Origin of the sequence: Paenibacillus sp. FSL F4-0097 (assembly GCF_038593125.1) — a bacterium.
Lineage (GTDB): Bacteria > Bacillota > Bacilli > Paenibacillales > Paenibacillaceae > Paenibacillus_AQ > Paenibacillus_AQ odorifer.
Genome location: NZ_CP151965.1, coordinates 4737323 through 4760545 on the forward strand (window position 1 = coordinate 4737323; position 23223 = coordinate 4760545).

General features: G+C 43.2%; 19 protein-coding genes. 2 read left to right on the top strand and 17 right to left on the bottom strand.

Annotated features, from left to right (window positions below; all coding sequences use genetic code 11):
- Window positions 1–106: 106 nt before the first annotated feature.
- Genes MHH86_RS21300 through MHH86_RS21315 form a run of 4 tightly spaced genes read right to left on the bottom strand, consistent with a single transcriptional unit; the run spans window position 107 to window position 5043 of the window.
- The gene (locus tag MHH86_RS21300; protein ID WP_036676089.1) at window positions 107–1147 is read right to left on the bottom strand and encodes an NAD(P)/FAD-dependent oxidoreductase; all 1041 of its coding nucleotides are present in this window, start codon (window positions 1145–1147) and stop codon (window positions 107–109) included.
- Window positions 1148–1189: 42 nt separating this feature from the next.
- Window positions 1190–2905 carry an ABC transporter ATP-binding protein gene (locus MHH86_RS21305; protein WP_036676085.1) on the bottom strand — a complete coding sequence of 572 codons (1716 nt, stop codon included), beginning with the start codon at window positions 2903–2905 and terminating at the stop codon, window positions 1190–1192.
- Window positions 2906–2947: 42 nt separating this feature from the next.
- On the bottom strand, window positions 2948–3985 hold the full coding sequence (locus tag MHH86_RS21310; protein ID WP_036676084.1) for an iron ABC transporter permease: 1038 nt from the start codon (window positions 3983–3985) through the stop codon (window positions 2948–2950).
- Window positions 3985–5043 carry an iron ABC transporter permease gene (locus MHH86_RS21315; RefSeq protein WP_036676077.1) on the bottom strand — a complete coding sequence of 353 codons (1059 nt, stop codon included), beginning with the start codon at window positions 5041–5043 and terminating at the stop codon, window positions 3985–3987. The genes MHH86_RS21310 and MHH86_RS21315 overlap by 1 nt, the downstream gene beginning before the upstream one ends.
- A 213-nt stretch (window positions 5044–5256) precedes the next feature.
- Between MHH86_RS21315 and MHH86_RS21320 the strand changes: the two genes are divergently transcribed.
- Window positions 5257–6264 (top strand): ABC transporter substrate-binding protein, encoded by a 1008-nt coding sequence (locus MHH86_RS21320; protein ID WP_036676075.1) that lies wholly within the window; start codon window positions 5257–5259, stop codon window positions 6262–6264.
- Window positions 6265–6352: 88 nt separating this feature from the next.
- Here MHH86_RS21320 and MHH86_RS21325 read toward each other — a convergent pair whose 3' ends face one another.
- From MHH86_RS21325 to MHH86_RS21385, 13 genes are all read right to left on the bottom strand, one after another.
- A complete protein-coding gene (locus MHH86_RS21325; protein WP_036676074.1) occupies window positions 6353–6574 on the bottom strand; it encodes a hypothetical protein in 222 nt (73 codons plus the stop codon).
- A gap of 46 nt (window positions 6575–6620) precedes the next feature.
- The gene (locus MHH86_RS21330; RefSeq protein WP_342479415.1) at window positions 6621–8582 is read right to left on the bottom strand and encodes an ABC transporter permease; all 1962 of its coding nucleotides are present in this window, start codon (window positions 8580–8582) and stop codon (window positions 6621–6623) included.
- A 4-nt stretch (window positions 8583–8586) separates the two neighbouring features.
- The gene (locus tag MHH86_RS21335) at window positions 8587–9354 is read right to left on the bottom strand and encodes an ABC transporter ATP-binding protein (protein ID WP_036676070.1); all 768 of its coding nucleotides are present in this window, start codon (window positions 9352–9354) and stop codon (window positions 8587–8589) included.
- A 134-nt stretch (window positions 9355–9488) separates the two neighbouring features.
- On the bottom strand, window positions 9489–10904 hold the full coding sequence (locus MHH86_RS21340) for an MFS transporter (protein WP_051490900.1): 1416 nt from the start codon (window positions 10902–10904) through the stop codon (window positions 9489–9491).
- Window positions 10905–11103: 199 nt separating this feature from the next.
- Window positions 11104–12108 carry a helix-turn-helix domain-containing protein gene (locus MHH86_RS21345; protein WP_038572467.1) on the bottom strand — a complete coding sequence of 335 codons (1005 nt, stop codon included), beginning with the start codon at window positions 12106–12108 and terminating at the stop codon, window positions 11104–11106.
- A 165-nt stretch (window positions 12109–12273) separates the two neighbouring features.
- Window positions 12274–13377, bottom strand: a complete 1104-nt coding sequence (gene cheB / locus MHH86_RS21350) for a chemotaxis-specific protein-glutamate methyltransferase CheB (protein ID WP_341160166.1) — start codon at window positions 13375–13377, stop codon at window positions 12274–12276.
- A 41-nt stretch (window positions 13378–13418) separates the two neighbouring features.
- Window positions 13419–15017 (bottom strand): methyl-accepting chemotaxis protein, encoded by a 1599-nt coding sequence (locus MHH86_RS21355; RefSeq protein WP_342479416.1) that lies wholly within the window; start codon window positions 15015–15017, stop codon window positions 13419–13421.
- A 208-nt stretch (window positions 15018–15225) separates the two neighbouring features.
- Entirely contained in the window at window positions 15226–15888 is a 663-nt protein-coding gene (locus MHH86_RS21360) for a response regulator transcription factor (RefSeq protein ID WP_036676060.1), read from the bottom strand.
- A 37-nt stretch (window positions 15889–15925) separates the two neighbouring features.
- Entirely contained in the window at window positions 15926–18856 is a 2931-nt protein-coding gene (locus MHH86_RS21365) for a PAS domain S-box protein (RefSeq protein WP_341160169.1), read from the bottom strand.
- Window positions 18857–18952: 96 nt separating this feature from the next.
- Window positions 18953–19708, bottom strand: a complete 756-nt coding sequence (sigF, locus tag MHH86_RS21370) for an RNA polymerase sporulation sigma factor SigF (protein ID WP_036676059.1) — start codon at window positions 19706–19708, stop codon at window positions 18953–18955.
- A gap of 11 nt (window positions 19709–19719) precedes the next feature.
- On the bottom strand, window positions 19720–20175 hold the full coding sequence (gene spoIIAB / locus MHH86_RS21375; RefSeq protein WP_036676058.1) for an anti-sigma F factor: 456 nt from the start codon (window positions 20173–20175) through the stop codon (window positions 19720–19722).
- Window positions 20172–20525 (bottom strand): anti-sigma F factor antagonist, encoded by a 354-nt coding sequence (gene spoIIAA, locus MHH86_RS21380; protein WP_036676057.1) that lies wholly within the window; start codon window positions 20523–20525, stop codon window positions 20172–20174. The genes spoIIAB and spoIIAA overlap by 4 nt, the downstream gene beginning before the upstream one ends.
- Before the next feature lie 175 nt (window positions 20526–20700).
- Window positions 20701–21837, bottom strand: coding sequence for a D-alanyl-D-alanine carboxypeptidase family protein (locus MHH86_RS21385; protein ID WP_235219379.1), 1137 nt, complete (start codon window positions 21835–21837; stop codon window positions 20701–20703).
- Between the two features lie 364 nt (window positions 21838–22201).
- Between MHH86_RS21385 and MHH86_RS21390 the strand changes: the two genes are divergently transcribed.
- Window positions 22202–23215, top strand: a complete 1014-nt coding sequence (locus tag MHH86_RS21390; protein WP_052097210.1) for a serine hydrolase — start codon at window positions 22202–22204, stop codon at window positions 23213–23215.
- Window positions 23216–23223: the final 8 nt, after the last annotated feature.

The window sequence follows — 23223 nt, forward strand, 5'->3', positions numbered from 1 at the left end:
AAAATAGAAAGCAAGCGTATAAGGGTTCTCTCCGCTCGAAATGGATAAGATCCCCTATACGCTTTATATAAAACTTCAGATTTTATGGTTTGAGAAGCCTCTATCCTTAGTGGTCGTCAACGACTCCAAGCGCTTTATTCTTCTCTTTGAACCGTTCATTGTGAGAAGATACGTAAGCGACTTTGGCCGCGGTCGGGTCAATGTACAGCTTTGCGCTATTAAGCGCCAGAGCCGCATCAGTGAAAGCGCCTGCGATCAAACGAACCTTGCTCGCATAATCCACAAAGTCACCTGCTGCGAATATACCCGGAAGATTGGTCTCCAGCTTATCAGTTACATTCGCACACCACTCGCCCATATCAAGGCCCCATTCTTTTAACGGACCAAAATCGCTCTTCAGACCATGATTCACAATGACAGCATCCACTTCAAACTGCTCTGTTTCACCTGTCTCTATATGGCTGATCGTAACCTGATCTATCGTTTCACCATTACTGCTGTGTAATTGGCTTACTGCATATGGCGCACGGACATTGACTGAGGATTCCTTCATCCGCACAATGTTTTTCTCATGTCCGCCAAACTGTTCGCGGCGATGCGCAATCGTCACACTTGCAGCGATGGGCTCCAATTCATTCGCCCAATCTACTGCGGAGTTGCCTCCACCGGAGATTAGCACTCTTTTACCGCGGAACGGCTCCAGCTCTTGAACGGTATAATGAAGATTCGTCACCTCATAACGATCTGCACCTTCAATTTCAAGCTTTGCCATCTGTAGAATTCCGTAACCAATTGCCAAAATGACTGTGCGGGTCCAATGTTGTTCCCCAGTAGAAGAGGTCAAGATGTACGTCCCATCTTCTTGTCTCTCTTGATTCATAATTTGCTGACCCAGCACAATAGTCGGATCGAAGGTTTGAGCTTGCTCCTTGAGCTGACCGATCAGTTGATGGCAAAGAGTTGGGGTTACGCCTCCTACATCCCAGATCATTTTTTCGGGATAAATAAGCATTCTTCCTCCGAGCTCATCCTTCGCTTCAATTAACTTTGTCTTCAAGTCTCTCATTCCACTATAAAAAGCTGTATACATCCCAGCAGGTCCGCCACCAATAATGGTTACATCGTATAATTCCAGTTGCTTATTCATCGTGTCCCTCCAAAATTATATTCTAGTGATCCCTTCAGCTACTTAAGCTCCAAACTGCGCTTCATGCAATCGGCTGTAAATTCCGGCAGTCTGCAGCAGTTCCTCATGCTTACCTTGTTCTGCGATGCCGCCTTCCGCAACGACAACAATACGGTCCGCATTTCTGATCGTTGCAAGGCGATGAGCAATAACAAGTGTTGTGCGTCCTTCAGACAACTCGGCGAGAGCCTCTTGTATAGCGGACTCCGTTTCAGTATCCAATGCAGAGGTTGCTTCGTCCAAAATGAGAATCGTCGGATTCTTCAAGAACATCCGGGCGATGGACAACCTCTGCTTCTGGCCGCCAGAAAGCTTGACGCCTCTCTCACCGATCATTGTATCCAGCCCAGCAGGCTGAGATTTGATCAGTTCTTCCAGCTGAGCGCGTCCCGCAGCCTCCCAGATTTCTTCATCGGAAGCTCCCAATCTGCCGTAAGCAATGTTCTCACGGATGGTTCCGTCAAACAGAAATACATCTTGTTGTACAATCCCGATATGGGAACGAAGTGATTCTAACGTCATGGAGCGAATATCTATTCCATCAATAGAGATGTTGCCTTCGCTTACATCGTAAAAGCGTGGCAGCAAGCTGCAAAGTGTTGTCTTACCAGCACCGGATGGACCCACAAGTGCAACCGTCTCTCCTGCCGAAATCGATAAGTTCACATTGGTTAGCACCTTTTCTTTATCACTATAAGCAAAAGCTACATCCTGGAAGGTTATATTCCCTGACAGATGAGACACTGGCTTAGCGTCTTTTGCGTCATCAACATCTGGCTCCGTCTCCAGCAGTTCAAGATAACGTTTGAAACCAGCGATCCCTTTAGGATAGGTCTCAATGACCGAGTTAATCTGTTGCAAAGGTCCTAAGAAGACATTAGACAACATCACAAAAGCAATAAATTCACCGTAAGTCATTTGCTTCTGGATTACAAAATAGGTTCCGCACACGAGTACGAATAATGAGACCAGTTTCATAAGCACAAAGCTAAAGGATGAATTCCAAGCCATAATTCGATAGGTCATAAGCTTCGTAATACGGAAGCGTTCGTTATTAACTGCAAAACGGGAAATTTCATGATTCTCATTAGCAAAAGCTTGCACAACACGGATCCCACTTACATTGTTTTCTACGCGTGCGTTATAGTCAGCAATGTCCGCGAACATGATGTGGAACGCTTTGGACATTTTGCGACTGAAGTACATGGATAAATAAATCATCAGCGGGACAATTACAAAGGTTAGAATAGCTAATTGCCAATTGATGCTAAGCATGATACCGAATACACCAAGCAGCGTCATCACTGCTATGAATAAATCTTCAGGACCATGGTGGGCAATCTCACCGATGTCCATCAGATCATTTGTCATCCGCGAGACCAAATGGCCTGTTTTGTTATTATCGAAGAAGTTGAAAGAGAGCTTCTGCACACGATCAAATAGCTTTTTTCTCATATCCGACTCGATATTGATCCCCAGCTTATGCCCCCAATAAGTAACGACAAAATGCATAAAGGCGCTGACGATATATATCCCCAGCAAACCGAGGCAAGAATAGAGAATCCATTTCCAATTCCCACTTGGCAGCATATCATCCACTACCCGGTTAACCGCCAGCGGGAAGACTAGTTCCAGCAGTGCAGCAGCAATAGCACAGGAGAAATCAAGAATAAACAATCCCTTATAGGGTCTATAGTAAGAAAAAAAACGACGCAACATTGTAAAAATTCGCTCCTTCCGGTGATTGACCATCCTCTTTCATCAAGATTTAGTACGGGCTAGCAAATACAAAAAGTATGGCGCTCCAATTACAGCAACAACAATTCCAGTGGGGATCTCAGATGGCTGTAAGATCCAGCGCCCAATGGTATCCGCTATAATAACTAGCAGTGAGCCGAGCAGCGCTGAGGTTGGCAGCATGAGCTGATGTTTGGGTCCAACTAGTCGTCTCGCCAAATGGGGGCCGACAAGGCCGACAAAGCCAATCCCACCACTCACAGCAACACTTGCCGCAGCTAGACCAACCGCAGCCGCAAGAAGCCGGAATTGTTCTTTCGTTACAGCAGCCCCAAGTCCTACAGCTGTCTGTTCACCCAAATTAAGGACGTTCATTACCCTTGCTTTATAGATGACATACGGCACGAGAATTACGATCCACGGTAGTAAAGAAAGTACAAACTTCCAGCTTGTGCCCCAAATACTTCCTGCAAGCCAAGTAGCCACAAACTGATACTTCTCCGGATCCAGCCGAAGAGTCAGCACGATCATCGCTGCACTCATTCCAGCTGCAACCGCTACACCGGTCAGCAACAGTCGCATGGGTTTTATTCCTTCATGCCGTTTATAAGCTAAGACATAGATCAAGGCAGCAGTAATTCCCGCACCAACAAACGCCACCATAGGCAGCAGATACACCGGAGCCGCGGTTGCCGTCGGATAAAAAGATATTAACAGCATAACCATAATTCCTGCACCAGCGTTAATCCCTAAGATGCCGGGGTCGGCCAAAGCATTACGAAAGACGCCCTGCATCACAGCTCCGGATACAGCCAAACCTGCGCCTATCAGAACGGAGATCACAATACGCGGTAGCCGAAATTGAAACAAGATTAACTCTTGCTTATCCGTCCCTTTACCGAATAACGTATTAAGCAGCTCCATAGGTGTCAAACGTATGTATCCTGTATTCATACTAATAATAAAAGCAATAACAATCAGTACAGCTAAAATAATCATTATAACTAAGCCACGTTTATTTTTGGCGGCTTGGAAGGAATCGAATGAAGTTTTCTCTATCATTACAGTTCCCTCCTTTCTTTACGTGCAAGATAAAGGAAGAAAGGTACACCGATCAGTGCAATAATTGCTCCAAGCGGCGTTTCATTAGGGGGATTAATCATCCGTGCTGTTAAATCTGCAAATACTGCAAGCAGACTGCCAAGAATAGCTGAACATGGAATGATCCATCTGTAATCCACACCTACAAAAAAACGGGTCAAATGGGGAATAATTAGTCCAATGAACCCAACGGCTCCTACTACTGCAACTGATGATCCAGCCAGAATCAATACGATTAAAGTCCCTGCCAGCTTAACAAGCCCTGTGCGCTGGCCTAGCCCTTTAGCAACATCGTCACCTAGGCTGAGCATTGTAATCGATCGGGATATTACCATAGCCCCAATTAACGCTGCTCCTATCCAAGGGAACATGACTTTAAGCTGAATCCATTTCGTCCCAGCCACGCCTCCCGCATACCAGAAAGCCAAATCTTGCCCAATGTGAAAATATAAAGCTACCCCTTCACTCAGCGCTGACAGCAGTGCACTAAAAGCAGCACCTGCCAGCACCAGACGAGCAGGAGTCAGCCCTCCCTTGGCCAATGATCCGACCCCATACACAACCCCAGCCCCTACTCCGGCACCAATGAAGGAATATAGGATTAAATACATAAACGATAGATTCGGGAAAAATGCAAAACAAAGCGCCAGCGCAAATCCTGCGCCTGAGTTGATGCCCATCAAACCTGAATCTGCGAGTGGATTTCGGGTCATTCCCTGCATAATGGCACCCGCAACTGCAAAGCTGGCCCCTATCATGGCCCCGCCAAGTACACGGGGTAATCGTAATTCTCTAATAATCTGATGATCCATGATCTCCGGATCAAAGTGAAACACAGCTGCCCATACCACAGAAAGTTTAATATCAGCCGCTCCAAAGGAGACTGAAACAGCGATACCTAGTGCTAATAGTACCAGACCGCCAACCAAGATTAACGTGGCAGCCCAAGGACGTGAACGGAACTCTTGTATGGCTGACCCTTTATTAGGTCTAATCTTGGAAGATATCTGTTGATTCATGAATGCCACCCTATTTCTATGAAATTGATTCTCATTATCACTATGCTATTGTAAATGAGCCTTCCTAGGTTTGGCAATAGATAGATTTAATAGGAGGCATTTATTTTATTGCATTGACAGGAATTCTAGGATTTGATAAAGTTCAAATTGAAAATAATAATGATAATGATTCTCATTATTATTTGTTGGTACACATATATAGGGAGGTTTATCATGCTAAAAAGAAAGACCCTCTTCCCCATCCTGGCACTCATAATGTTATTGTCTGTATTTGTGACAGCTTGCGGGGGAACAAACAATGCTTCATCTAATAAACCAACAGAAACAACAGAAGCAACTACAGCACCGAGCACTGAGCCAACGACTGCTCCTGAGGCTTCAGCTGCTGAAATGCGTAGCTATGAAACCACTAAAGGTACTGTGCAAATACCTGTAAAACCACAGCGGATTATTACAGATTATTATGGTGGGGAGTTGCTCTCCGTAGGAGCAAATGTTGTAGGTGTCGAACCTAGTACCTTTGATAATCCCTTCTTGAAAGACCTGCTCACAAACACACAAGATGTCGGTGCTCCAGTTAACGCCGAGAAAGCTCTGGAACTTACACCTGATCTAATCGTCGTTATGTATGATGATAACTACGATGCTTTATCCAAAATTGCTCCAACCATTCATATTCCATACGGAACTGCTACAAATATCTATGAAACTGTTAAACTGTTCGGTGACATTGTAGGTGTGCCTGACAAAGCTGAACAATTTATTGCTGACTTTGAGAAAAAGGCTGCTGAAGGCCGCGAGAAGCTTAAAGGTGTCGTAAATGAAAATGATACTTTTGGAATCTATGAGCTGACTGATAAAGGTGAGCTATGGACCTTCGGAAATAATGCTGGCCGGGGTGGACAAGCCCTTTATAACGCACTGAAGCTAAAAATGCCTACTAAAAACAGCAACGACAACCAAACGTTGCAGCTGTCCATGGAGCTATTGCCAGAATATGCAGCTGACTACATGTTCCTCACCACTTATGATCCTGACAAAAAAGGAGATAAGCTGAAAGAACTGAAGGAATCTCCAGTTTGGAACGGACTTGATGCTGCGAAGAACGATCATCTATTCTACAATGATTTTGATACCTACTACCGCTATGATCCGATTGCGATTACCGCACAGATTGATCTGTTCGTAGATATGATTCTTGAACGCAACGGTAAGAAATAAACATAGGCACATACAAAAACACCCTACTTTAGGCACTGTCTAAAGTGGGGTGTTTGGCTATACATAATAAGCTTCTGTTAAATTTATATCATCTAGTATATTCATTATACTCATCGGTGTTATTTAATTTATTGTACATATACTCATCATTTTTAAGCTTATAGAGCTGTCCCATCCCCGCAAATACGAAAAACAGCACCAAAATTAATCCATACGCATAGGTGAATTCACCAATATAAAAGCAAGTGACTATCGCAACAAGGGTCAAGATCATTAATGCGACTGCAATTCTGGAAAAAATCTTTTTCAAATGGAATCCCCCCACGTTTTGTGCACCAATATTATCATATTTGGGATTAAATTGAAATCTCATTTTGTTCTATTAAGGGAATATCGAGTAGCTTAATATGTGCCAGCATATTGTGAGTGTATATTTTGGTGTATATACGATAAAAAAGGACTTGAAATAAAAGATATGCTCCGCCCACCAACAAACAAAACCACATCGGCTCCAGAGCTGTAGACATTTCAACCCTGGAAGAACTGACAACATAAAAAGAAGACAATGCAATACCTAATGCATAAGGGAGAAAAAACAGCACTTTTAAAGGGCCGCCTATAATACGAGCCACGTCCTTAGTAGTAATTCCAATCTTGTTCAGCTTCCTGAATTTGATCCGCTCACGCTCTAAATCGGTCTGAATACTGAAATGCAGCACTATCCCGGAGGCGCCGAAAAATATTAAACCAACAAATGAAATTACGAAGATTCCAAATCGGCCAGACTCCTGTAACTGTAGATAGTCACTTATTCTAGACTTCGTAGAAAATACGAGGGCCTCTTGCCGCTCATTGCCATACCAGGACTCTGTATTGTCTTTGTTATATTTGGCTAAAGCGGCATTTAACTTAGCATCTATATCCGCAGTTTTTTTCCAATCCTTAAAATTCAGGAGCTGAAGGATACCGATCCCTTTTCTATTTTCCGCTTTCAGCGCCATATAATCCTCTTCGTTTACAATGATATGAAGACCATTCATTAAATTCGGCACAGGGTTAAATACCATGTGAAATAGGATACCTTGTGAATACAGCGTATACTTCCCGGAAGCAAGCGTCAGGTCAAAGGTCGGCATTTCCGGTCTTTGATTCTTCCACTCTTCTCCTTGTGCAACTGTGGCCAGATTTAGAAAGTGATCTTTCTCCACATGATAATCAGAGCCGATTAATGCGTTTATATTCTGGTCCAGAAATATTTTAAAATTAAACAAGTCGATATACTCCAGCTTTTGGTGTGAAAGCAGCGGCGTAGCGCCATGATCCGTGATCTCACTTAGTATTTTTGGTGAGATGCTATTTTTTCCGAATACTTCTGAATAGGCAATATCATATGGATTGTTTGCAACCGGAATTTCCTCAGCATTCCAGGTCAAATAAAAAATAATCCCGCTTAGAGAAATCGTGATGAAGACGAGAAAGGTGATGAGAGAAAGCACTACTTTGGAGCGACCAAGGGTATAGATCAAATTGGAACTAAACAGCAGGTGCTTGTGATATGCTCTGCTTGATCGCGATATAAAAAGTTTCATCCAGTCCCCAAGTCCTGACAGCAGCAAATAAACGCCCAACATACTAATTCCCAGATTTATTAACATCATGCGAGCATCGGAAGGGTTGTAATGAGTGAGCATATTATAAACGGAGATTCCCAACAGTAAAACTCCGATGACTCCGGTGATTTTCCCATGAATCAGGTTGCGTTCTGCGGTTCTGGATTCTTTTAAAAGACGTAAAATGCTGTATCTCAAAGTGAATAGGAAATTGATTGCAATCACAACTATGTAAATCACCGCGAAGAATTTAATGGTATACAGATAACTATCCGGCGTCAGTATAAAAGCACTGTCCCCAATATTTACAAACAACGAAACAATGAAGAAAAAAATACCGGAGAAAACCGTCCCTGCACCTAAACCAGTGAGAATCGAGGCTAAAGCGATCATACTATTCTCGAACAAAATGATTTTGCGGATATTGTGGCTTGTCATTCCAAGTACCATTAATAGCCCGAAGTCGCTTTTTCTAAATTTCAAAAAGGCCATTTGCGCATATACAATAAACAGAACAGCAAACACTCTTATCACCAAAAAAGGAGCATATAAATTACCCGACACCATCCCATTCACTTGATAAGGGTCATTAAAATCAGGATTACTGTACAGCGAATAAAATGTAAAAAAGATCATGACTGTAAAGCTGCTGCATAAGAAAAACAACAAATATCTTCTAAGATTCGCCTTAAATATCTGAAATGCCATTCTCCTAAAGGTCATCTTCTCCCCCTCCAATAAAGGCCAGGTTCTCCAGAATCAGATCAAAAAATGCTCTGCGCTCTTTATTCTCTCTAGCAATCTCTAGTAGAGCCTTCCCATCTTTGATAAAAAGCACGCGATTACAATAGCTGGCCGCAAAAGGATCATGCGTGACCATCACTATCGTTGCTCCTTTTAGAGTGTTGAGCTTGGCGAAGGTCGCCATCACCGTACTCGAGGATTTGGAATCCAAATTCCCCGTCGGCTCGTCCGCAAAAATCACATCTGGATGATTAATAATCGCCCTGCTGATCGCCGCACGCTGCTGTTGCCCCCCTGAAACCATATAAGGATATTTGTCCTTCACCTCATCCAGATCAAATAGCGATAACGTCTCATCTGTCTTGGCATTGATATCTTCTACCTCTTGATCATCCAGCACCATGGGCACCATGATATTTTCCCGTAGGGTCAGACTATCCAGCAGATTGTAATCCTGAAAAACGAATCCCATACGCTGCCGGCGAAAAAGCGCAAGCTCGTTCTTGGACATCTCACTTATACTAGTCTCTGCAATTCTTACAACCCCACTATACTCCGTATCGATTCCGCTTAGTATATTTAAAAATGTCGTTTTTCCGCTCCCCGAGGGTCCCATAATCGCCACAAACTCGCCACTGTCCACAGTAAGACTAATCCCGTTCAGCGCTCGATACCGATTCGTTTTGCCTTTTCCTTTGTATTCTTTTGAGAGATTCTCTACTTGCAGTATGGACATCCTGGCACCTTCTCATTGATAGGTTTGGATTGAGTTACATTAAATGGAATTCAATCACTCGGTATTACTATAAAGCTAAGAAGGGCGTTCTTTTGTTAGATTGCTCACAGCGCAAAAAAAGCAGGATACCTCCTCTATAATTTCCGCTCCCGCAAAAAACAAAGGCAAAGAAAACCAGTAAAAGCAAGTCCTCCGATTGCTGCTAATGAGAAGGAAAACGCCCTTACATAATCCGCTAGATCTGCTTCCAAAAGAGAATGCTTTAGCGAAGCGGAGAATAAAATACCGATTAACGCCACTCCTAACGAATTCGCAAAATACATAAAGGTAGTGATCAAGCCTGAACCCGTGCCCGTGATCTTTGGGGGTACTGAACTAAGCGTGACGTTAACTAGGGGCGTAGTAGCCATTCCGAGACCGAAACCATATATCAATAATATTAGGATATTACGGGGGTCCAGCAGATTCGTAACGTCCACATTTAGCTCTAACATAAGCAGCAGGCTACAGCTACCCATCATCAGCGCTCCTATCTTAAGTACACTCATCCCCCATCTTTTGACCATTCGAGACGAGATTAAGGAAGTCAGAAAAAAGCCTATCCCTATAGGCAAGAAAACCATACTCGTATCTTGAACACTATAGTGCAAACCAAATTGCATATAATAGCTCAAAATAAAAAAGAAAGAGAACATACTTAGATAAAGGACAAGAACGGTTGCCAGACCTGCGCTAAATGTTCGATCTCTGAAAATAGACAGATCGACTAACGGTAACGCCCCCTGCTTTCCCTTTCGATTTTCAACCCAGATAAAAGTAAACAACACGAAAAGAGCTAACATTAGACAGCCAAAAATCCACAACGGCCACCCTTGTTTTTGTCCCTCTGACAACGGATAGATCAGCAGGAACAAACCGATCAGCAGAAGGAAGCTTCCAGTCCAATCAATACTGTGCGCCTGCTCAGCCCGTGTTTCAGGTACAATCGGCATTAACAGCAGGACGAGAAGTCCAAATGGCACATTGAAAAAAAACACCGTCCGCCAACCGAGATCGAACGGATTCCAATTCACAATAGTGCCTCCGAGGATGAATCCGAATGCAAATCCAAAACCAATCATGGCGCCGTAAATGCCGAAAACAAGCCCTTTTTCCTTTGGCAGAAAGCTGACCTGCAGCGTAGATAGAACCTGAGGTTGAATAAGCGCCGCAGCCAATCCCTGCACAATCCGAATAACAATCAGAAGAGCCGGATCTGAGGTCACTCCGCCCAATACTGCCATGACCGTAAACCCGCTTACCCCGATCAGCAACATCCGTTTCCTGCCGTATATATCTCCAAGCTTTCCACTAATAATCAACGCCACAGCTAATCCTAGCGAAAATCCGGTAACGATAAGCTGTGCTTCCGAAAAGCTTGCGTTCAAGCTATATTGCATAGATGGAAGCGCAACTTGAATCATATAAGTATTTAATGAAATAAGTAATGTTGGCAGTAAAATAACCCCCAGCGCATACCACCGGCGCGAATCTACTTGTTGTTGTTCCATTGTATAACCACCTTTTTATCTGCAATCTATGTAATTATTATCATTTAGAGTGGTCTTTTTCTCTACCTGTTAAGGGAGGTGCACTCCTTGATAAGGGAGCAAACACAAAAAAACCTCAAGCAGACAGAATATAACGTTCGATTCCGAACCCTATGTTCTAACACTTGAAGCTTTAAGCTTTCTGCATTTACAAATCTTCCTACAGCCTGTTTCGTTCCAAACTCTGTTGTTCGATACGTTTTAAGTATTCGCTTGGATTGCAGCCATAATGCTTACGAAAGGTCGTCGTGAAATTGCTGACATTGCTATATCCGACCGAAACAGCTGTTTTCCCTATATTCAAACCTTCAACCTCCATATACCAGAGCGCTTTCTCCATCCTTTTTATACGTACTAGCTCGAAGATCGTCATGCCAAATAATTCGCGGAAGCCTTTTTTCAGCTTGAATTCGTTGATACCTACCCGCTTAGCCAACTCACGTATAGATAACGGTTGTTCGAAATGGATTTGCACCAATTCATGTACCCGCTTCAGATTGGTAATATCATCGTGCCGCAGCGTCATACTATCGCTAATAGAACCGTAACCATCAGACTCACCAAACAAAGCAATAAATTCAAGGGCTTTGCTCTCCATATATAAACGTCTCAATGTTCCATGATAGGTACAGTGGATTATTTCGGAGACACATTTTCGGATTGCCGCAGTATCTGGATAACGATCAATATTGCCACGATGATGTCTAAGCCAGGTTTCCATTTGCTGTGTCTCCGATAAATCTCCGGCGTAATTCAGCAGTTCACTAGGAGCTAACCGTATTTCCAGCAATTGATTGGGGACACCTGCTTTTTTCTCTTCATACACCTGAACATCCTCTAGAAAAAGGACGTTGCCCATTTGTTTATCCGTGTAACTTTCCTTGCCGTTCCATTCGCAATAGATTTCTCCGCTTAGATTATAGCTTAGTTCAAACAACGGACAAGCTTCTTGAATGTAGAGCTTCATATCTTGTTCGTAAGTTATGTCCGTATACATAATCTCCATACCTGGACGAATCCGTGTACGGGTGACAGTTCCCTTACCAATATGTGAAGGAATAGTAAGCCGTTGTTCCCATTGGTTATGCTCAACATGCCCCTCTATCCGTTCTGTAAATTGATCAAAAAGATCATGAATTTCCATATTCAATATATTTAAAGTCATCGCAAACCTCTCCTTCTTCGCTCCTTGTATACGATGAGTTACATAATCTCTACTCTAGCTCCGTAAATGATAATTGTTATCACTTGAAAGTGTCAACCTGAAATACAAAAAAGCATTGGCGGATTTTATCCTGCCAACGCTTTTTCAGAAGTAAAATAAGACCGTTCAAACTGATGGAAATGTGTCCCTTCGGTATCTCAGCTCCCCCGTAACCTCCATAATCTTCGAGGCTAACAAATGCGAGGGCAGCTCGTAATCCACACAACCCAGCTTCGCCGCTGCTTCAGGCATTTCACTTTCAATAGAAGTTTCTTGCGATTCTACAAGCGTTGATTGGGCACCAGCATGTTTGGCAGCTAGCATCCCTTTAGCGCCATCATTTCCCATTCCGGTCATTAGGATTAAATGCTGCTGTAGACCAGTTAATGCAGATATAGACCCAAACAAGACATCGACCGAAGGACGGTGCCCATTCACTGCAGGCTTTTTCATAAGTTTTATTCTGAGATCTTGCCCCTCCTGAATGATGGTCATATGAAAATTACCTGGAGCGATATAGACGGTTCCCCCGAGCACCGATTGCTTGTCCTTGGCTTCCACCACCCGTACACTTGAGAACCGATTCAGTCGTTCCGCCAATGCTTTTGTGTACTTAGGCGGCATATGTTGCACAATTAGCAGGGGATACGGGAAGCTCGCTGGAAGTGAGGTAATTAAGATTTCTAATGCCTTCGGCCCTCCTACTCCACATCCAATTCCCACGATCTGCTCAATGACTTCTGTACATCCACTCTTATCGTTTTTTTGTTTCTCTTGTCGAGCTTTCACTTTGGAGATGTTTATATTGTTAAGAATAAGAGTTCTTAAAGGAATTTCAGCGGCTTTCTTAATTTTGAATAATAACTCATCTTTTATGCTGTATAGACCAGGTCCATAAGATTGAGCTGGCTTGGAGATGAAATCCACTGCACCATTTTGTAGAGCAGTAATGGTTGCAGTTATACCTTCCTTTGTAGCTGAGCTCAGGATAAGTATAGGTGTTGGCCGCTGTGACATTATGCTTGTGAGTGCTACCAAACCGTTCAATTCCGGCATTTCTATATCTATAGCCACGACATCGGGCCTGAGTTTTTGAACCATGCTGATCGCTTCGGATGCATTTCGAGCTACTCCAATGACCTCGAGGGTTGAGTCCTCCGAAATTAGGTTCGAGATCTGTTTACGCATGGTTACTGAAGCAGCTACAACTAGCACCTTTATTTTTTGCACTACTTCTCCTCTCCTATCAATGATAATACCCCTGACACTGTTTATTTAACTTTAAAAATAGATACCAGACTATTTAACTCTTCTGCTAGCTGAGCCAAAGCATTGGCCGTCGTTGCCGTTTCACTGCTGCTTGCCGCCATTTCTTCAGTTGCGGCGGATATGCTCTCAATTGAGAACATCACCTCAGACGATTGTGCAGCCTGTTCTTCACTGGCAGCCGCAATTTCTGTTACTTTATGAGCGGTATCGTTCACCATCGTAAGGATATGTTCAAAGGCTTCTCCATTTTTTTGTGAAAAAGCTACTCCTTCTACTACGGCATTTACACTATGCTGCGTATTCTTCTGCATTTCTTTGATAATGCCCGTGATTTGTTTCGTAGCCCCACTGCTCCGCTCAGCTAACTTTCTTACTTCATTCGCAACAACGGCAAAACCTCGACCTTGTTCACCTGCGCGGGCCGCTTCTATCGCTGCGTTCAGGGCTAGCAGATTTGTCTGTTGGGCAATATCTTCAATCACCGCAATAATCTCACCAATCTTATCGGAATCTTCCGCAAGTCTAGACATTTGAGTATCCAGTACTGCCATTCCTTGTACGGAGTTCTTAACCACGATCCCTCCATCTTGAGCTATACGCATCGTTTGATCTGAAAGCTCAGAGGCCTGTTCAGCACTCTGGGCTACTGAATTAATCGCCGCAGATAATTCTCGGAACAACTCATTCATCGTTTGCGCTGCACTAGCTTGACTCATACTTCCACTAGCTACTTCCTCTGTACTTGCTGAGATTTGCTGTGCAGCAGCTGAGACACTTTCCGCAGAAGAAGAAATGCCGCTCACAGTTCGTCTTAGGTTCAGAACCATTTCATTAACAGAATAAGCTAGCATTCCAATCTCGTCCTTAGATTCCAGATTCGACGTTTCGCTTAAATCACCATTAGCCACTTTACCTAGCAGGCGCATTACTTGATTTAGAGGCCGTGCTATGATCTGCGATATTAGAAGACCCAGACCAATACTGATGAGCAGCGCAACAATAGTAACGCTAAACGTAATCAAACGAGAGGACTGATAAAGGTCATTGGCATTAACAATCGAACCTTGAGCCTGCTTCATATTGATGTCTATTAAATTTTGCAGAAAGTCAGTCAGCTCTGTTGTAGCTGTTTGCAAATCACTTACAAGCAAAAAATTTGTATATTTCTCATTACTAATATTTGTATTATTTAATTCAATAGCCTCATCCAGGCTTGTGATATACCGTTTCCAGATCTCAGGATAATCCTTCATTATGGCTAATTCTTCAGCTCTCAACGCAGTCTTGCTATATTTACCCATGATCTCTTCAATAGTTTGAACGTTTTTATGTATTTTATCTTCGTATTCTTTCTTTTCTGCCACTGTTTTAGCCATCGTGTTTATATCACGGATATTGATTCTATTTGTTAAAAATAGTTCATTCGCTTCTCCCAGATAAGCTATAGGTGTTAAGCGGTTTTCATACATGTCCACGATAGAGCGGTCCATCTTACTCAAATTCGTAATTCCATAGAATCCTACAAAGCACAATATTGCGGATACTAACAGAAATGCGGAGATTAACTTCACTGCTGTTCTTAAATTATAAAACCACTTCATTTTCCTCAGCCCCTCATTGGCGTTAGTCATTTTTTAGTAATTCTTAGGAACTATTTCATCATATACGGTAAGCAGATTAAGGTAACCGAAAAAAAATAGCGCGACCACGCAAAAATATTGCGTCATCCCGCAAAAAAAGCGCAGACCAAAAAATCCCGCCTCACAGAACCGTGAACGGGATTTTGATCTATTTGTTTGTTACGAATTTTCATAGTGAATTGTTGAAATCGGACTCCTTCAATATGCCCAGTCGTTTAGCTTTTATTGCCGCTTCAATTCTTGATTTCACATTTAGCTTCTGGAACAGACTCGTTAAACTGTATTCCAGCGATCGTTGACTCATAAGTACAATCTCTGCTATTTCCTTGTTGCTTTTTCCTTTTGCAATCTCTGTCAGCATTTCATGCTCTTTTTTGCTTATCTTCGGGTTTGCTTGGTCAACATTAATCTCCATTCCTTTAGATGATACTTTTCTTAACTGTTTAACTAGGGTATGAGGCAAAATGACATCTCCCCTTAAAGCACAACGCACTGCTGCAACCAACTGCTCTCTATTGGTCGTTTTTGAAATAAACCCAAACAGACCCGATTCGATCATCAAGTTAAATTTGTTAGTAATTTCGTATCCGGTATAGATTAAGATAATCGCGTCTGCGTTTATTTTTAAGACTTCCTTCGCCAAATCAATCCCATTCCCATCAGCGATATGAAGATCAAACAACATCACGTCAAACGTATGGCTACCCACCATGTTAAGCGCCTCATGGGCTGAATTGGCTAGGGTAACCTTCATATCTCCCTCTTGTTCCAGTATCATCTTAGTCCCTTCCATGACAGAGGGATGGTCGTCCACTAACAAAATTTGAATCATGCCTAATACACCCCTATCCCCTTATTATGCCCCATGATTAATCTGCAGGTATGGATATAAAGACAGCTAATCCCTTATTCTCTGGCGAAAGAAATCGTATGGTCCCATCCATACTGCGAACCCTTTCTTTCATCCCATAAATCCCCATACTCTTAATAGAATCCTCTCCTAAAAGGCTCATTCCAATTCCGTTATCTTCATAATCCAAAAGCACCTGTTGCCCTTCACTAGCTAAGGAGATACGTACTTCTGTGGCACAGGAATGTTTAGCTGCATTAGCCAAAAGTTCCTGCACAATACGGTACAGACCTATTAGAATCTCGTCTTTTAACTTATGCCTGAAAGCGTTTGACTCAAAATATATCTGATAGTCGTTCCGCAACTGAGCAAATTCAAACAATGTCTCAAGTGAGGAAGCAAGCCCCTCATTGATTAATGCTGGTGGCCTAAGCTCATTGCAGATAATCCGCAGTTCATAGATAACATCGAGTAAACCTTCTGTGATCTGTTCTAACTGCTCCTTTAGTTCCCCCGTAACGGATTTATCACTTAAAAAATTATCAAGCTTACGATACCAGATGATCTGTTCTTGAAGTGCTGAATCATGTAAATCTTGAGCAAGCCGTTTGCGTTCATTCTCGGATAAATTAAACATAAAGCGTAGTAACCATGTCGGAGCTTGCTCGGAAGCCGCTAACTCAAGGTCCTTAGTTAGATCTTCTATGAGCAAAAAATTATCAAATAACACACTAACATAACGGGTAATCGTCTTCAGCCACACTCGAACAGAACTTATTTCTAATAAAATAGACTTCTCATTAATGGATAGAATATAGCTTTTTCTTCGGAACTCTCCGATCTTAAGTGAATAGCCCCGCTCGGTCTCAATAATCTCGCATATTTTATCATGGTTATCTTCAACTTCAACCATACAAATATTGGTAACCCGCAAGACCTCTCTAACTTCTTTTAGTAATCGTTGTTCCATGTGACTGATCTTCATCGCACCAAACAAATCTTGCGAGAATTGATCAAGACTCATCTGTAAGTTGAAATACCTTTCCTCGCTGTTCCGAATGATCTGCTCTGTAAGCTGTCTTTCCACCTCAATTTTTTTCCGATCACTGATATCCCTAAAGATAGAGATACATGCAACCTTACCCTTATATAGAATTGAGCTAGCTGTTACTTCTACATCGATAATAGATCCATCTGACCGCACGACCTTTTGTTCAATAGGAGCTAATATCCGATTGGGTCCATAATAGATTTCACGCATCCGATCTCTAGCCAGCGTTATATAGTCTGGGTGGGCCCAATTAAAAATAGAGGTGCCAATCAATTGATCCTCACTGCAAACTCCAAACAATCCTAAACAGGAAAAATTCACATAAAGGAATTTATATTCACTATGGAGTACTACCGCTTCAGGTGACATATCAATAAGCAGCCGATTGAGTTCCTCGCTTTCTCTAAGTTCACTCTCCATCTGGACCCTTTTTGTAATGTCTCTCGCTACAATCACAATACTAACTACTTCTCCATCCTCACCAAGAACAGGTGTACCCAAGCATTCCAGATCTATAATGTGACCTTTGATGTGAATAAACCGATTGTAAAACATCTTACATACTTTTGTCCGAAAAATATCCAAGATCTGTTCCCGCAACACTTCTTGTTCATCAGGATGAATATACTCCAAAATGGTTGTGTTCTTTATTGAACCAACAGGAAGACCAATAATTTTCTCACAAGAGGACGAAGCAATAATGAAGTTCCCTTGCTGATCCAGAACCCCAATCATATCCTCCATATTCTCTGTAATAAGCCTGTACTCCGCCTCCCGCTGAGCCAGCCGCTTTTCCACCTCCACAGATGCAGTGATATCTCTTGCGATAACAAAGGTACCCACAATTTGATTGTTTTCATGTACAGGGATGTTTTTCATCGACCAATGGTTAACTAATCCATTCTCGCGGACAGAAGTAACCGTGTAATGCTGCAGAACTCCGCCAACCGTTTTCTCAAAATAATCAGACATCATATGCGAATTCTCTGCACCAAATAAATTCACAATGGATAAGTTTTCTCCGAATCTATTAAAAGCTTCTCCAGTAATTTGATCTGCCGCTGGATTGATAGCTACAATGCTGCCCTGCAGATCCAATTCACACACGATATCTGGGTTATGGTCAAACAGGGATTTGTAGCGCTGCTCGCTTTTTAATAGAACCTCTTGCATCTGCTTTTTTTCCGTATGGTCGATTAAGATCCCATTGAGCCGTACCACTGCCCCTGTCTCATCCATACTGGGAATGATCCTGACTTGGACCCATCGGAGTTCACCGCTGGCATGGATGACCCGATATTCACTAAGATTGCTTATTCCTTGCCCCACTGTAGTTATAATCTCTTGAATTAAAGGCCGCTCTTCTTTAGGAGCAATTCTTAGCCAAAAGTCATCTTCCTTCGCCTGTTCTGGTGAATATCCCGTGATATTGAAAATGGCATCCGATATGAATAACATTTTCCGTGATACGTAATCGTAAGACCAAATCGCCACATCGATCGTAGCAAACATCTGCTGATACAGAGAAAAGCTACTCTCTATCTGGGCTTGAGCATTTTTTTGTTCCGTGATATCTATGATTACGCCATCTATTCTACAAACCTTATGCTCTTGATTAAAAACGGGCGTGCCTATACTTTGAACCCACTTCAGCGCTTTTGCAGGTAACTGCATACGATACTCAAGATTACATAGGTGACCAGAGTATAATTTATCTATATACGCATCAAACCGTTCAAGATCCTCACTGTACACATATTCACGTAAAAAATTGGGGTTATGCGGTAAAGCATGATCTGAACAGTCCACCCATTTCTCCAAAACATTCGACATTGTCAGCAAATTCGCTTCCATGTCAATAGACCATGAGGTCATATCCTTGTCACCAAGTGAATGCATATTGAGATTCCCTCCACATAAAAAGCCCCCCCTTTTCGGGGCGGCTTTTTCTTCCTATTCGCTATTTCACAAGCGTCTTTACATTTTAGCCATTATCTACTGAGCAATCTGCTCGCGGATATTCTGCAATATTTTCTTCTCCAGCCGGGATACCTGCACTTGAGAAATCCCAAGGCGACTAGCAACCTCTGACTGCGTTTGGTCACGGTAATATCGAAGATAAACAATCAGCCGTTCACGCTCGCTGAGACCTCCGATAGCCTCATTCAGTGCCAGCTTATCAAACCAGCGTTCCTGTGATTCGTCAGCGATTTGATCAATCAGTGTGATCGGGTCGCCATCATTCTCGAACACAGTCTCATGAATCGAGGTCGGTGGCTTGTTAGCTTCCTGAGCAAATACCACTTCTTCAGGGGTAACTCCCAGTGCCTCAGCAACTTCACCGATGGTAGGCAGACGGTCCAGCGTCTTAGACATTTCATCCTTCATCTTGCGGACCTTATTAGCCATCTCCTTAAGAGAACGGCTAACTTTCAAGGTTCCATCGTCGCGAAGGAAACGCTGAATCTCGCCAATGATCATCGGCACGGCATAAGTGGAGAATTTGACCTCATAGCTGAGGTCGAACTTATCAACGGACTTCAAGAGCCCGATGCAACCGATCTGGAACAAATCGTCAGGTTCATACCCGCGGTTCATAAACCGCTGCACTACCGACCAGACCAACCGGATATTGCAGCTAACTAGTGTGTCCCGGGCAAGATTATCTCCGGCCTGACTGAGCGCGATAAGACGTTTGACCTCCGCATCGTCCAAATAGGTCGGCGGAGCTTTTTTTGACTCTGCATCCATGGCTCCAACCCCTAATTGTATAAAGCTTTTTTCGAAACGATGGTTTTCTTCATTGAGATCGAAGTGCCGTGTCCCGGTTCACTAGTGACTTCAAATTCATCCATGAAATTCTCCATAATGGTAAAGCCCATGCCCGACCGCTCCAGCTCTGGCTTTGAGGTATATAGCGGCTGTTGTGCCAGCTCCAAATCCTCAATGCCCCGTCCCTGATCCTCAATGGTTAAATGTACCGTTTCGTTGTCCAGCGAAGCTGAAATAGTCACAATACCTTCCGGATCACTATCATACCCATGAATAATACAATTGGTGACCGCCTCCGACACGACTGTCTTCAGATCATTCAGCTCGTCCATTGTAGGATCAAGCCTAGAAACGAACGCCGCTACAACTACACGCGCGAATGATTCGTTCTCCGAGAGTGCAGCGAACTGCACGTTCATGAAGTTACCAGCCTTACCATTTGTCATAACGCAACCTCCAAATCCGAGAGTGCAGTACTCTCGTCGTCATATAGGGGCATGATCTTGAACAGGCCTGACATTTCCAGAAGTCGCTTCACAGGTGCCGTTGCATCACACACCACCATTTTGCCGCCTTTACTATGGATCAGTTTATACCTTCCCAGAATTACGCCGAGACCCGAACTGTCCATAAACTGCAGATGCTTAAGACTAAGGATCAAATGCGATACCTGACCCCGCATAATCGCTTCATCCATATCCATTCTTACAAAATCGGCGGCATGATGATCGAGTTCCCCAGATAAACGGACAATCAGCACACCCCTGTGATGCTCCATTTCCACATTAGAATTCATGCTTGCCACTCTCCTCTTCGTTGCTTTGAAAACTTGGCCTTAAGAGACAGTACCCATTCTCTTCAAGGACAAGGTTTCTACGTGGCAAATCAGGAATCCTGCCTCACGACAAAACTAGAAGAAAACCCCTATGAATCTACAAAGCACATGGGCGCAATCTACAAAAAAGCTCTTTTTAATCCATGCCGAACATCGAGCCTGTTGTACGTTTAAAGAGCTTCCACCAGCCTGCTTTTGCCACAGCTTCCCCTGCTTTAAGTTCATACTCTTTAATCACTTGGGTTCCTTGGTAGACAACCAGCTTGCCTATGGACTGGCCTTCAGCCACTGGTGCCTTCACGCTTTCTGGAAGTACTAGTTCGTGACGAATGCCTTCTTGCGTCACACCTTTTTTCAAAAGAACACTATACGTCTCTTTCGCCGTAATCGGCAGCTCGGACTTCACACCCTTCTCAATCTTAAGGGTACCAATAGCGTCCCCTTCTTTGTGAATAGTGTGGATCTTATATTGCGAAAAGAGATAGTCAAACATGCCCGACACTTCACTGTTACGTGTCTTCGTGTTCGGCTCACCCAGCACAACAGCAACAGCACGCAGACCGTCTCTTGCAGCCGTAGCGGATAAGCAGAATTTTGCTTCAGCGGTATATCCTGTTTTCAGTCCATCAGCGCCTGTATAGAAACGTACAAGCTTGTTCGTGTTTACCAACCAGAATGGTTTGGTGGAATCCTTACGCAGATAATCCTGATAGGAACCGGTATATTTGATAATTCTATCATGCTTTAAAAGCTCCCGGCTAATTACCGCAATATCGTAGGCTGAGGAATAGTGATTAGCAGCTGGAAGACCGTTGCAATTGGCAAAGTGGGTATCTTTCAGACCCAGCTCTTCCGCTCTTTTATTCATCAGATCGACAAAAGCGCTCTCCGAACCCGCTATTTTCTCTGCCATCGCCACAGATGCATCATTACCGGAGGCCATAGCGATGCCTTTGAGCATCTCATCCACCGACATTTCTTCACCAGGCTCCAGGAAAATTTGCGATCCGCCCATCGACGCGGCATATTCACTCGTGCGCACCTTATCCGTCAGTTGCAGTCTTCCTTCATCCAGTGCTTCCACCGTAAGCAGCATCGTCATAATCTTCGTAATACTTGCGGGAGGCAGCTTATCATGGCTGTTCTTTTCATAAATAATAGTGCCGGTGCCTGCATCCATCAAAATCGCAGAACGCGCACCAGGCGCAAGATCTACAGCGGCAGCATTACTGCCAGAATCCTTGCTTTTTTCCTCAGCATAAGCACCTGACATCGGTCCTAGAACCGACACAACGATACAGAGCACAAGCACAGCAAAACGCATTTTTCTCACAATGGTTCCCCTCCTGAACGTTAACCTTCATATCACAGGTACTGTGTTCCAGTTTCGTCAGAAAGGGTGGAAATTATTCCATTTCTAAGTAAATAACTATAATAATTTATCCCAAGAAGTAATGTTGTTGTCAATTAAAAAAAGCCCAGCAGTAGTTGCAGAGCATTTTTATTATAGGGGAGATCAAAAATTATTTCAAATTTTAAGTATTTCCAATTTTTTCGTATTCACTTTAAAGGAAAATGGAATATTTTAACGAATGCTATTTAAGAACTTAACTGCTTATAGAGGAGTGAATATACAGATGAACCACCTTGCAGATTGTATTGAAGCAGAAGCTACACAGAACAATTTCTCTGGTGTAGTGCTGGTACAACAACATGATAAAGAAGTCAGCAGCAGCTGTTACGGTTATGCCAATAAGTCGGATAAGCGCGAAAACAATATTCATACCCGGTTCGGCATTGCTTCCGGATGTAAAATATTTACCGCGATTGCTGTCTGCCAGCTGGTCGATCAGGGATTGATTTCTTTTGAAAGTAGACTAATAGATTATCTTAAAAAGGTAGAGTTCCCTCTCTTTAGTCCTGACATCACCATTCATCAGCTACTTACGCATAGCTCTGGTATTCCGGATTATTTTGATGAAACAATTATGGATGATTTCGAGGACCTGTGGAAGGCACGGCCTATGTACACCTTGCGACAGCTTGAGGATTTTGTGCCGATGTTCCGAACCCTTCCCATGATGTGGACCCCGGGCGAACGTTTCCACTACAACAATGCCGGCTATATCGTGCTAGGCCTTCTGGTGGAGGAACTGAGTGAAATGTCTTTTTCCGATTATGTAGAGCATCACATCTTTAAGCCTTGCGGAATGGAGCAATCCGGTTACTTCACGTTAGATGCCTTACCTGCCAACTGTGCACTAGGATACATAGAGGAAGAGAACGGGAACTGGAGAACCAACATCTACTCAATCCCGGTAAAAGGAGGCGCTGACGGTGGAGCTTTCGTCACTGCCCCCGACCTGCAGCTATTCTGGATCGGGTTAATGAACCATACATTATTGAGTCCAGTAATCACTTCATTATTGCTTACTCCCCATGTACATGTGGATGGCGAAGGCTATTATGGTTATGGTGTATGGATTACCCTCCGCGAAGAAAAAGTGTTCAAATTTCACATTATGGGCTATGATCCCGGTGTTTCCTTCCGGTCGGCTATTTATCCAGCTAGTGGCGAGACTGTGGTCGTATTATGTAATACAAGCAGCGGGGCTTCGCAGATTTTCAATAAGATCAATAATCAGTTATAAATATTGCA